Annotated in this window: 9 protein-coding genes; 4 read left to right on the top strand and 5 right to left on the bottom strand. The window is 61.1% G+C overall.

Translation table 11 applies throughout. The features are described from left to right. Positions 1 to 26: 26 nt before the first annotated feature. Positions 27 to 311, bottom strand: coding sequence for a DUF2218 domain-containing protein (locus tag AC0L28_RS01445; RefSeq protein ID WP_473475146.1), 285 nt, complete (start codon positions 309 to 311; stop codon positions 27 to 29). A 160-nt stretch (positions 312 to 471) separates the two neighbouring features. Between AC0L28_RS01445 and AC0L28_RS01440 the strand changes: the two genes are divergently transcribed. Beyond that, positions 472 to 2,181 carry an ABC transporter ATP-binding protein gene (locus AC0L28_RS01440; RefSeq protein ID WP_023799714.1) on the top strand — a complete coding sequence of 570 codons (1,710 nt, stop codon included), beginning with the start codon at positions 472 to 474 and terminating at the stop codon, positions 2,179 to 2,181. Between the two features lie 78 nt (positions 2,182 to 2,259). Here the strand turns inward: AC0L28_RS01440 and AC0L28_RS01435 are convergent, their stop codons facing one another. Beyond that, positions 2,260 to 2,529: a hypothetical protein gene (locus tag AC0L28_RS01435; RefSeq protein ID WP_128167914.1), complete on the bottom strand. Its 270-nt coding sequence runs from the start codon at positions 2,527 to 2,529 to the stop codon at positions 2,260 to 2,262. A gap of 712 nt (positions 2,530 to 3,241) precedes the next feature. Next, on the bottom strand, positions 3,242 to 4,624 hold the full coding sequence (locus tag AC0L28_RS01430; protein WP_473475143.1) for an FAD-binding oxidoreductase: 1,383 nt from the start codon (positions 4,622 to 4,624) through the stop codon (positions 3,242 to 3,244). A gap of 342 nt (positions 4,625 to 4,966) precedes the next feature. Here AC0L28_RS01430 and AC0L28_RS01425 point away from each other — a divergent pair, with 342 nt between their 5' ends. After that, the gene (locus AC0L28_RS01425) at positions 4,967 to 8,656 is read left to right on the top strand and encodes a PAS-domain containing protein (protein ID WP_473475141.1); all 3,690 of its coding nucleotides are present in this window, start codon (positions 4,967 to 4,969) and stop codon (positions 8,654 to 8,656) included. A 69-nt stretch (positions 8,657 to 8,725) separates the two neighbouring features. Beyond that, positions 8,726 to 9,436 (top strand): response regulator, encoded by a 711-nt coding sequence (locus AC0L28_RS01420; RefSeq protein ID WP_473475139.1) that lies wholly within the window; start codon positions 8,726 to 8,728, stop codon positions 9,434 to 9,436. Between the two features lie 243 nt (positions 9,437 to 9,679). On the opposite strand, the gene AC0L28_RS01415 is transcribed toward AC0L28_RS01420, so the two are convergent. After that, on the bottom strand, positions 9,680 to 11,386 hold the full coding sequence (locus AC0L28_RS01415) for a tetratricopeptide repeat protein (RefSeq protein ID WP_473475137.1): 1,707 nt from the start codon (positions 11,384 to 11,386) through the stop codon (positions 9,680 to 9,682). 3 nt (positions 11,387 to 11,389) lie between these two features. Continuing rightward, positions 11,390 to 11,557, bottom strand: a complete 168-nt coding sequence (locus tag AC0L28_RS01410; protein ID WP_128172270.1) for a DUF1127 domain-containing protein — start codon at positions 11,555 to 11,557, stop codon at positions 11,390 to 11,392. A 314-nt stretch (positions 11,558 to 11,871) separates the two neighbouring features. Between AC0L28_RS01410 and AC0L28_RS01405 the strand changes: the two genes are divergently transcribed. Then, positions 11,872 to 12,321 carry a dihydrofolate reductase gene (locus tag AC0L28_RS01405; protein ID WP_287172708.1) on the top strand — a complete coding sequence of 150 codons (450 nt, stop codon included), beginning with the start codon at positions 11,872 to 11,874 and terminating at the stop codon, positions 12,319 to 12,321. Positions 12,322 to 12,543 lie beyond the last annotated feature (222 nt).

Genomic DNA, 12,543 nt, shown 5'->3' with positions numbered 1-12,543 from the left:
GCATGCTCCGTAGCGAAGACGACGCTTCAATCGCGCCAGGCCAGCGGCTGGAGATTTTCGCGGAAGGCGAACCGGACGAGATGCGATTCGATGACCTGCTTGGTCTCGGTCAACGCGGTGGTGTCGGCCGCTTCCACCACTATGTCCAACCGTTCGAGACCGGCATTCATGGTAGCCGTGCCGCAGGAGAAGCGGCACTGCCCGTGCCCATCGCCATAATCGACCTCGACCTTGTGCGCGAAATGCTTGCAAAGCTGCTGGAGATATTTGCCCGCATTCGGCGTTTCGCAGCGCGTGGTTTCAGTCAGCATGGAGACCTCATAATATGATGTTTACACTCCACTTATCGTAAGCTATCCGTTCGGACAAGTCGGCGGCGCTGAGCAGTCGCCGCAAGAAATGCCTGTAGCGACAGCCCTCGCATAGGCCATGCTCCTGGCAGGCCAGACCTTCAACAGAAAAAGCGTCCCAATGCTGCGTAGATTTTTCGCTTACTACCGCCCCTGGAGGGGTCTGTTCATCCTGGATTTCTGCTGCGCGGTCCTATCTGGCCTGCTGGAACTCGGGTTTCCGATGGCGGTCAAGCTGTTTGTCGACGAACTGTTGCCGACTCAGCAATGGCTGCTGATCCTTGCTGCGTCGGCCGGCCTGCTTGCCATCTACGTGGTGAACACCGGACTGATGGCGGTCGTGGTCTACTGGGGCCATATGCTTGGCATCAACATCGAGACCGAGATGCGCCGGAAGAGCTTCGATCACCTGCAGAAGCTCTCGTTCCGCTTCTACGACAATCACAAGACCGGCCACCTCATCGCCCGGGTCACCAAGGACCTGGAGGAAATCGGCGAGGTTGCCCATCATGGCCCGGAAGACCTGTTCATCGCGATCATGACGTTCATCGGCGCCTTCGCGCTGATGTTCCTGGTCAATCCGCAGCTTGCGCTGATTACGGCGGCAATTGTGCCGCTGGTCGCCTGGGTGACAAGCCGCTATGGCGCGCGCATGACGCGCAACTGGCAGGCGCTTTACGGGCGGGTCGGCGATTTCAACGTTCGCATCGAGGAGAATGTCGGCGGCATGCGGGTGGTGCAGGCTTTCGCCAATGAAGACCACGAGCGCAACCTGTTCGCGCGTGACAACGCCAGCTACCGCAAGACCAAGCTCGATGCTTATCGCATCATGGCCGCCAGCACGTCGCTGAGCTACATGAGCATGCGGTTGATCCAACTGGTGGTGATGATCGCCGGAAGCTACCTCGTGCTGCGCGGCGAACTCTCCAGTGGCGGCTTCGTTGGCTTCCTGCTCCTGGTCAATGTGTTCTTCCGGCCGATCGACAAGATCAATTCGGTGATCGAGACCTATCCGAAAGGCATCGCCGGATTTCGCCGCTATGCGGCCCTCCTCGACACTGAGCCGGACATCGCGGATCGGCCCGGCGCATTTGACGCACCGACGCTCAAAGGTGACATCAGCTACCGGGATGTCACTTTCGGCTATAGCGGCGAACGGCCGGTCTTGAAGAACATCGATCTCGACATCGCAGCAGGACAGACCATCGCCTTCGTCGGGCCATCCGGCGCCGGCAAGACGACCCTGTGCTCGCTGCTGCCGCGTTTTTACGAGGTCGACAGCGGCGCCATCACCATCGACGGTCTGGATATCCGCGATATGACGCTGGCCTCGTTACGCGGCCAGATCGGTATCGTGCAGCAGGACGTGTTCCTGTTCGGCGGCACAATCCGCGAGAACATCGCCTATGGCCGGCTGGACGCGGTCGAGAGCGAGATCGTCGAGGCCGCGCGCCGCGCGCGCCTCGACGAACTCATCGCCTCGCTGCCGGAGGGCCTTGATACGATCATTGGCGAGCGCGGCGTAAAACTTTCGGGCGGTCAGAAGCAGCGCCTGGCAATCGCGCGTATGTTCCTAAAGAACCCGACCATCCTCATCCTGGACGAGGCAACGTCGGCTCTCGACACGCAGACCGAGCGCGAGATCCAGCAATCGCTGGCAGAGCTTGCGCAGGGCCGAACGACACTGGTGATCGCGCACCGGCTGGCGACGATCCGCAATGCCGATCGCATCGTGGTGGTCGCCGATACAGGCATCGTCGAACAAGGTCCGCATGATGAACTGGTGGCACGCGGCGGCGCTTACTCGCGACTGGGCGCGGCTTCAGATTAAATCCGCTGGGAGGTGATTCCAAGCGGCGGGCGAGCCCGCCGCCTGGAAGTCGAATCTCGACCGTGCGGCCGAACGCTGTTATCGGCTCCCCCACATCCCCTGTCCGTAACCCGGTGCGGGCTTATCGAAGATCGATTTTCCTGCCGAGGTCGGTGCGCTGTCGGTCATGTCGACACTCGCTGTGCCGCTCGGGTCGAGCGCGTAGCCGTTGTCGGACACTATCGAATGGTCACCGGTCTTCGGATAGAAGGAGCCATGGCTGTAGTCGGAGCCATAGTGGTCGCTGCCGGCAAAAGCCATGCCGGAGGCAAACAGCAAGGTGGCAGTGGCAAGAACGATCTTGAGCATTTCAATTCTCCATTTTTGAGGGTTAGCGTTTGGCCTCGACGCGCCGTGCCCCGCACCGCATCGATGAGGCCGTCTTTTCATGCCCTTTGGGCAAACCGACCAACCGGTATCCTCCTGGATGTGCGGCGGCAGGTTGTTCAGCGCACGGTCTCTTGTGGCGTTCGTGCGCTGTTCGGTGGGCTGCCCAATGGCAGCCGAGATCATCACCAATCGGCAGTGTCAGCGCGGCCGTACGAATGTCGGCTGTTCCCGATCAGCCGTCGCGTAGCGGGGTTGACGTCTGCCCCTTGTCGATCATGGCGTTGCAAGAGCCGGCGAGCCCCTTCATGGCCCGGGTGGTTTTGGCCAACAAGGCTCGCGCGGAGCCGGTCGGGGAAATCGTATGGAGCAACTGGCCTATGCATTTTGAACCTCAGGTTTCGGAGCAAAACGTGTCGACCCTCGCCAAGACTAGATGTTCGGTCTTAGGCTCTAGATATTTTCGTTTCGTCCGTTTATTCTTCAGCGTCTTCGGATCTTATTGTCATACACCGCTTTCGTTTCAGGCGTTTTTCTGCATCGCGGTGGGAGTGTTTCGTTTGTTTCAGAGGCACGCGCGACGGGGCGGGACGCATTTTGTGGATGGTCGTCCTCGATGGCGCGACACCGGCTTGCGCATGCCACAGGCCTGTCCGCCTCGCTCGACCCAAGGACGGACAGGCTCAGCCTCGGCTTACGGCCGGATGTTGTGGTTGACGCGGAAGAGGTTCGCCGGATCGTATTTGCGCTTGACCGTGACGAGCCGCTCATAGTTGGCGCCGTAGGCGGCGCGTACACGCGTCTCGCCTTCATCATCCATCATGAAGTTGATATAGGCGCCACCGTGCGGGTTGTGCTTGTGCACCGCAGCCCAATACTCGCTTGCCCAGCGCCTCAGCTCCAGCGCCTTCGTCGGGTCGGGGTCGATGCCGGCGATAACCATGGACCAACGCGCTCGCCGCGCTCCCCAGGCGGTAGCGTCCGGAGCCACTTCCTGGGCCGCTCCGTCGATGGGGTAGAGATGCATCAGCGACAGTTCGCTCGGCGTCTTCGAGCCTTGCTCGGCATGGGCTGCGATGGCCGCATCGGACAGATCGTCGACATAATCGCCCTTCCAGTACCACTGCAAGCCCTTCGGCAGCAGCGGATCAAACAGCGCCTGCAGATCGACGAAGGGCATCTGCATCATACCGTCCATCAGTGGCCCGGGAAGCGCGTCGCGCACGGGCTGCATCGCCCGGATGCCGTCGTCCTCCGCGCCGTTGTAGCAGCTGATCAGCGCGCAGACGCGCCTTCCCCAGATCTCGCGCGGGAAAGGGTCGCAGGAGGGCACCGTCTTGATGCCGAAGAACATCCCGAGCTCTCGCGGCGCTCCGGGGAGGAAGCCGCGGTACCAGCGCATGATCTCTGCGGTATGCTCGATGTCGAAGAAGATCGGCCCGGCATAGACATCCTTCGCCGGATGCGCCTGAAATGTGAAGCGCGTCACGACGCCGAAGTTGCCGCCGCCGCCGCGCAGCGCCCAGAACAGCTCCGGGTGTTCGTTCTCACTTGCCGTCACGACGCTGCCATCGGCCAGCACGACCTCGGCCGCAAGCAGATTGTCGATGGTGAGGCCGTGTTTGCGCGTTAGATGGCCAGTGCCGCCGCCCAGCGTCAGTCCGGCGATGCCTGTGGACGAGACGAGGCCAGCCGGCACCGCCAGCCCATGAGCGCTGGTGGCGCGGTCGACATCGCCTTGGGTGCAGCCGGCCTCGACGCGGACCGTGCTGGTCCCGAGATCAATATCGACCCGATTCATCGGCGACATGTCGATGACCATTCCGCCGTCGCAACTGCCGAAGCCCGGACCGCTGTGGCCGCCGCCGCGAATGGCAAGAAGCAACTGCTTCTCCCGGGCATGATTGACTGCCGCGACGACATCAGCGACCTCGGCGCAGGGGATGATCCAGCGCGGCCGCTTGTCGATCATGGCGTTGTAGAGCCCGCGAGCCTCTTCATAGGCCGGATGGTTTTGGTCAATAAGGCTCGCGAGGAGCCGGTCGGGGAAATCGTGGGAAGTAACTGGCTTATCCATATTGAACCCTCAGGTTTCAGAGCAAGACGCGTCGACACTCGCCAAGACTAGATTGTTCATCCTGGGCGCTGGACATTTGCGCTTCGCCGGTTGAAATTGCCGCATCTGCGGCTGTTCTTGTCATACACCGCCTTCGTTTCAGGCGTTTTTCTGTGGTGTGGTGGGAGTGTTTCGTTTGTTTCAGCGCGCGCCCCACGGGGATGACAGGCGACACGTCAGCGCCGGCGATGTCTCCCACGCGCCGAAACAGTTGAAACAAATCACGCGTCGCCCGAACGCGTGCTGAAACAAAGAGGGGCTATTATCCGCCCTCGCGGGATCACGCGAACAAAGGGAACGACCATGCGGCCTGATAATCCGGTGCCATCCACACACACAGGCTATGCCCTTTTTGACGCCAACCATGTTCTCGTCGACAGCAATCCGCAGATATTTGGAAGCCGGCGGCTCGACCGCGGCGAGATGCAGCCGACGGACGCCATTGCCGCAGTCGCCGAAGCCCTATCACGTCTAAAGAGTTTCGACGGCCGCCCCATCGAGCCGGGCAACGCATTTGTTGAAAGCGCCGCAGCGCGATGGACGCAAATCGACGACGCTCCAGTTGAAGCCGAGACATTGGATGGCCGATGGAAGTTGCTCACCGCACATCCTCGGCCGGATGGCGGCATGGCCCTGGTAAGCGTCGACATTACCGAGATGAAGCGAGCGCAGATCGCGCACCAGGAGAACGCCGAGATATTCCGCTGCATCACGGACAGTCACCCGCTGCCGGTTTGGGTGGTGGACGCGGGAAGCGGGCAGATCCTCTACGAAAGCCTCGATGCGTCGAACCTGCTTGGCCGAAAATGGACGCCGAACGAGCCGCAATTCCTGACGGATCATTTCGTGAATTCTGGCGAATTCGATGAAATCAGTTCTCTCGCCAGCAACAGCGAGATCGTCCGGGATCACGAAATCCAGCTCAGAAACACAAGCGGATCGGCCGTCTGGTGTTCGACCAACTGCCGTCGCGGCGTCTATGGCGGGCGCCCCTCGCTCATCATCGGCGTATTGGACATCACGGAACGCAAGCAGCGCGAGGATCTGTTCGGTTTCCTGATCAAGCATCACCCGTTGCCGGTATGGATGAACGATGCAAGTTCGGGGGAACTCATCTACCAGAGCAATGCTGCCGAACGGCTGCTTGGATGGAGCAAAAAGGCGCAACGCGAGACGGTGCGGCTCGGCGATTACTTTGTCGACCCCGAGAAACACCGGGAAATCAATCGCGAGCTCATGCTAAAAGGCGTCGTCGAAAATTGCGAAGTGCTTCTTAAAAGACCCGACGGCCAGGAGTTCTGGGCCACGGGCAATCTCAGGATCGTCGAGTTCCAGGGCCGGCGAGTGGTTCTCGCCGGCATCGCCGATGTGACCAAGCAGAAGAAGCGTGACGGCGAAGTCGCCGCGGCGCGGGAGATGCTCGCGGACGCCGTTGAATCACTCTCCGAAGGATTCGCACTGTACGACGAAGACCACCGCCTGGTCATGTGCAACAGCCTTTACCGCGAGCTGAACCACCCGGTGCGGGATCTCGTCGAACCGGGTGTGGAATGGGACGAACTCCTTCGCGAATCCGCCAAGCGCGGCGTGTTCCGCAATGCGGTTGGGCGCGAGGATGAGTGGCTCGACGAGCGGATCCAAAGCCGGATCGAGTTCCATTCCCATTTCGAGGTCCCCCTCTCCGACGGCAGATGGCACTCGGTATCGATACATCCCACCGATCTTGGCGGCTTCGTCGTAACGCGCGCCGACATCAGCGAGCGCAAGAAGGCCGAGGCATTCGAGCGCGACGCCACGACACTGCTGCAAAAGGTGCTCGATGCCTGCCCTTCGCCGATACGCATGACCACGTTCGAGGGAGAAACGCTCTACCGCAATCCTGCTACCAGAGATCTCTACGCCGACCGTCCTCGAATAACCGACCAGTATGTCGATCCAGACTATAGCGCGATATTGGAGCGCACCCTGATCGAAAAGGGCAGGATCGATGATTTTCGGGTCCAGCAGTACGACACCGAGAACAAGGCCTTCTGGGCTTCGATTTCCGCTCGCCTGATCGATTTCCAGGGAAGGCAGGTGATAGTGTCGAACACGACTGATATCACCGACATGATCACCGCCCAGCAAGAAACGCGCAAGGCCAACGAGCGGCTGATCGACGCGATCGAATCTCTGGCCGAAGGGTTTGCCCTCTACGACAGGAACGATTGCCTGGTGCTGGCCAACAGCAGGTACCGCCAGATGCACGCGATAAGCGCGGATGTGCTCGTTCCCGGGGTGAACTGGTTCGATTTCCTCCGCGTGACCGCAGAGCGCAACCAGTTTCCGGTTCCACGCGACAAGATCGACGACTGGCTTGCCGAGAGGGCAAGGGACCGCCGCGAATTCCGGCAACAGGAATTCCGTCATACGGACGGGCGTTGGTTTTTCGTCTCGAACTGTCCGACCCGCGAAGGCGGGTTCGTGGTCACCCGTGTCGACATTACAGAGCGCAAGCGGGCCGAGGAGGCCGCCAAGGAAGCGGACGAACTGGTCCGTAAAGTCCTCGAAGCCTGCCCCGTCAACATCCAGATGACCCGCGCGCATGACGGGAAGCTGCTTTACCGCAGCCCCGCCACCGTTGATCTGCTCGGCGACGTCACCAGCGCCGTCGACTATTATGTCGATCCTTCAGAGCGGAGGCGATACGTCGAGCGGCTGCTCGCGACGGGATTGGTCGACGATTTCGAAACCCAGCTCAAGCGCAAGGACGGTGGAACCTGCTGGTGCTCGATTTCGTCTCGACTGATCGATTACCATGGTGAGAAGGTGATCGTTTCCCACGCCTACGATCTCACCGACCGTATCGAAATGCAGCAGGAATTGGAGCGGCAGCGCGAGACGCTGCACCAGAACGAAAAAATGTCGGCGCTCGGTGGATTGCTGGCCGGGGTGGCGCATGAGCTCAACAATCCGCTCTCGGTGGTGCTTGGCCTGTCATCGCTGTTGAAGGAGACCGCTGCCGACGCCAAGGTCGTGGAACGCGCCGACAAGATAAGCAAGGCAGCCGAACGCTGCGCCAGGATTGTCAAGACTTTCCTGGCTATGGCCAGACAGCAGCCCACGCGAACCTCAAACGTTGCGATCGATGACATCATTTCCGAAGCGGTCGAAGTGGCGACCTATTCGATTCGATCGTCGGACATCGGGCTTTCAGTTCATCTTGAACCTGGTCTTCCCCCGATCTGGGCGGATCCCGATCAGCTTGGCCAGGTGCTGATCAACTTGCTTGTCAATGCAGAACAGGCGTTGCATGGCTGGGAAGGACGAAGGACAATCACGGTTTCAACGCGGCTTCATCCCACAACCGGCAACCTAATCGTCAGCGTTGCCGACACGGGTCCGGGAATTCCCAAAGAGATACTTCCCCGCATTTTCGAGCCGTTCTTCACGACCAAGGAGATTGGGGCAGGGACCGGGATCGGGCTGTCCTTCTGCCATCGGATCGTTCAATCCCATGGAGGAACCATCGAGGTCGAATCCCCCGAAGGGGGTGGCTCGACCTTCATACTTTCGCTGCCTGCTTCGGACCGTCTCGACGAAGGAACCGAAACGGCCGAAGACGAGCTCCCGAATTCGACCGGCATTGCCTGTCTGGTGGTGGACGACGAAGAGGAAGTGGGTGAGCTGGTTGCTGAGGTGCTCAGGCGAGATGGTTTCAACGTCACCATTGCCAGATCCGGCGAAGAAGCGCTGCTGCACCTCAAGAACCGCACTTTCGCGGTGATCCTGAGCGATCTGAAAATGCCTGATATGGACGGGCGGGGATTGTTCAACCAGATTGCCAAGCTCCATCCGGCTGAACTCGACAGGTTAGCCTTCCTGACGGGGGACACAATCAGTCCGGACGCGCAGATGTTCCTGCGCGCCGCGAAACGGCCCTATCTCGAGAAACCGATCAAACCGAACGAGCTCCGTTCGTTTGTCTCTAATCTGGTCAACAACAATGCTTGACAGACCCGTTGATTTGCACGTCACTTTAGAGGCAGCTTATCCATCAGGCTGGTTGCTCGGTGGTCGATCTTGACGACGCACGCACATGTAGTAGTCTGCGATGACGAACCGGATATCCGCTACACGGTAGCGGAATATCTGGAGCACCATGGCTATGCCGTGACGCCCGCCAACGCGGGGCCTGCCCTGCGTGAACTTATTGAGAGCCAGCACGTCGATGTGGTCATATTGGATATCCGAATGCCAGGTGAGGATGGCCTCTCGCTGGCGCGATATCTACGAGAGCACTCAGACGTTGCCATTATCATGCTGACCGGATCGGCGGAAATCGTCGACCGCGTTGTCGGATTGGAGATTGGCGCCGACGACTATGTCGCGAAGCCCGTCGACCTGCGGGAGCTGCTGGCGCGGGTCAAGGCCGTGCTGCGCAGGACATCGGCGAGCGAACGCGCTGCGGGGAAAGTGAGTACTCCGGGCCCTCACCAGCTCCAGTTCGGCAAGTGCCGCTTCGACCCGGACGCACACAAATTATACAACGCCGAGGGAATCGAAATAGCGATCACCCCGATGGAGTTCCGGCTTCTGAAAGTATTCAGCGAACATCGCGGACGCGTACTCAACCGCGATCAACTGCTCGAACTCGCCCATGACCGCGGGTGGGATCCCTTCGATCGCAGCATCGACATTCGCGTTTCGCGCCTGCGGAAGAAAATCGAGGTCGATCCCTCCAAGCCGGAGGTGATCAGGACGATCCGCGGCATGGGTTACCTCTACGCTTGAGCGCGCCACCGGCTGGTTGAACCAGCGCCTCGGCCCCTGCGGCTTATGCGGTTTGTGGCTCCAGGGGGGGTAGCCCTCTCAACCTCTGATCTTCGGGTGCGTTTCTACTATGACGTGTGGCACTGAAGCGCAGTTACCGGCCAAGCATGTCATTTTCAACCTGGGATTGCGTGTCGCAGCCGGGGTTGCGAGGCTGCGACACGTTTCCTGAGCCGACAACGACGCCGGCACCTTAAGAGCGGGTCAGAGCCGTTCGATGCCGAGAAAATCCGGCGCTCCCACCCAGGCGGCCTTGAAGCGCGCATCCATCTCTTCGGCGTCCGCTGTCCTGCCGGTCCTGCGGAAAACCTCGCGCAGGCCCCACAACGCCCAGGCGTTGTTTGGCGTCTGTTCCAGGACGTGCGCGAAGGCTGCCGCGGCCACCTCGTGCTCACCCATGGCCATGTAGACCGCGCCGAGGGTCTGTCGGACCGGATAATACCAGTAGGCCGGTTCCATATAGGCAAGGCCGTCCTCGATCGCGACCGCCGCCTCAAGCTTATCGCGCGCTTCCCGCAGGTTGCCCTGGTGCTGGGCAATGCGGGCCTCCACGATCAGCGCGCTCAATTCCAGCAAATCCGGCGCCGGAAGTCCTCCCGCCGTTTCCGTGGAAAAATCGGTCTCGGCAGCGAGCTTGCGGATTGCGGCGGTCTCGGCGCGCGCCGCCTCGCTCGCACCCTTTGCGGCGAAGGCGACGCCCCGCGCATATCGCCAGGTTGCCTTGACATAAGGCAAGGCGTTTGCCGGCAGCGGCAGCGCGAGTATGGCCTCGGGATCGCTATACTGGGCGTGGGCAAAATAGGTCGCCGCCTTGATCGGCTGCAGCCCGGCCACCTTGCTGGCCGTGGTATTGGAGACCAGCGATTCGAGCTTTTTGGCCGCCTCGGCGATTGCCTCGACGTCGCCCGCCATCTGTGCGGAGGTCATCAAGAAATGCAGGTTGTGCGGATAATAGCCGTCCGTGTAGACACCGGGCGTGCTCTCCGGCGCTATGCCGACGCGCTCGAAATAGGCCTCGTCCGCTGCCACCGCCTCGCGGTTGATCTCCAGGCTGTCGATCCACCGGCCGACCTGGTGATAGATGTGCGCTGGCATGTGCACGATGTGTCCGGCGCCGGGCATGAGGGCGGCAAGCCGGTCGGCATGAGCTTCGGCCCTTTCCGGCGTCGTGGATGCTTCGACGGCATGGATATAGAGATGGATCGCACCGGCATGATCCGGATTGCGCGCCAGCACCCGCTCCAACGAGGCCACAAGCTTGACCGTGTCCGGCTTTGGCGTTGCCCCGCCGTCAAGCCAGTAGTCCCACGGCATCAGGTTCATAAGCGCGTCAGCGTAGAGCGTGGCGATCTCGTCGTCCTGCGGGTGGCGGTCTGTCAGTTCCGCCATCGCCGCGGCATAGGCCTCGTTCAGGGCACCCTGATCGGCCGAAGTATCGGCGCTGTAGCGCTTGGAGAGCGCGGCGATAAGATCCTTTTCCCGGCTGGAGGCGAGGTGCGCTAGCTTGCGCGCCTGCGCGACGGCTTCGGCAGCATTCGCTGCCGCCTCCTGGCCCATGCCGGCGTTGATGTTGGGGCCGAGCACGTAGGCCTCGCCCCAGAAACACATGGCGCAGGTCGGGTCCAGCTTCTGCGCGACCCTGAAAGCGCGTTGCGCTTCGGCGTGGTTGAATGCCCACGCCCAGCGCAGGCCCTGATTGAAATAGGCCTGCGCCAGCGGGTTGGCGGTGGTGACAGGGTAGGAATGACTGCCGAGGTTTTCGACTAGCGGGACGCTTGTCGAATCCTCTGCAACCGCCGCCTTGGCCTGGCGGTGCGGAACGCCCGTTTCATGGGCATTCGCGGCGGGCGCCGCCAGAAGGGCGGCCGCGCTCGCACAGGCCAGTAGCGGGAGCCTAAATGAAAGCTTCATGGTTCAGCCCGCCTTGTCTTCTTGGCCGCGCTGCAAGCCGCGGACCACCAAGCCAATCTCGGACCGGCTGATCCCGATGTCCTTCAGGAGGGCATCGTCCATTGCCGCAAGGGTCCGTTCCGCCATGCGGTGAATCCGGTAATTCCGAAATGAGCGGTAAGCTGTTCGCATTCTCGACATCGCAATACTCCATTGATTGGCGCCGCGGGGTGCAGCGGTGCCGTTGGATTTAAACCATCGCTGTTTCAGGGGTTTTTCCGCGCCGAACTCGAAGTGTTTCGTTTGTTTCAGTGCCGGGATGGACTTTTGAGAAGGAGTTCCATAGTCCGACCGACGACACTCAAAACCACCTCCTCAACGAGGCGGTGGACCAGCCAGCCGCAGCGGAGTAAGGCAGCAAGTTGGGTCATCTTGCCAAAGCGCGTGGCGCAGCATGACGTGCAAGCGCTGCGAATGCGATCAGACCGGCTATCGGTGGAGTACGCATGAAGAAGACTGTCGTTAGAGTCGTCTGTGCCATTGGCCAAGCGGGGCAGCTCGGCCTCAACGGCGGCCTTCCCTGGGAAGGCAACCGGTCGCCGGAGTTCGTCGCCGACGTTGCACGATTTTTCGACCTGACCAGAGGACACGTCTTGCTCGCCGGTCCCAAGACGATCGCGAGCGTTCCGGATTTTGCGCGCGCGGATCGGGACCTTGTCGTCGTTCGCTCCAGCATGGATCCCGAGGCCACACTCCAGCGCTTCGTCGGCCGCGTCGTCTTCATCGGCGGCGGTCCACCAGTGTGGGACGCCTACGCGCGCTTCGTCAGCCATTGGGATATCACGCGGCTGCCCTATGACGGACCGGCGGACCGCTGGTTCGATGCAAAATGGCTTACGGCGGGTGACGAGATTGCCAGAAATCACAACGACCCCAGAAATCACCGCGACCAATGAAGGCTCGGCTCACAGCGGGCACCGCGATGGAACGATCGCGGTGCCCGTAGTCTGTACCCGCACATTTAGCAGTTCGCCCCAGTCTGCGGATCGCACGCCTTGTTTTCTTGCTGCTGTGGTTTGGGCTCGGCCTGTTCCGGCTCGGCCTGCTGCTGCTCGGCGGCGGGCTGCTCCTCAGCCTTCGGCTTCTCAGGCTTGGCCGCCTGTTCGGGCTCGGCCTGC

It is taken from the genome of Mesorhizobium sp. WSM4847 (genome assembly GCF_055811335.1).
This window is presented reverse-complemented; position numbering and strand designations above follow the sequence as displayed.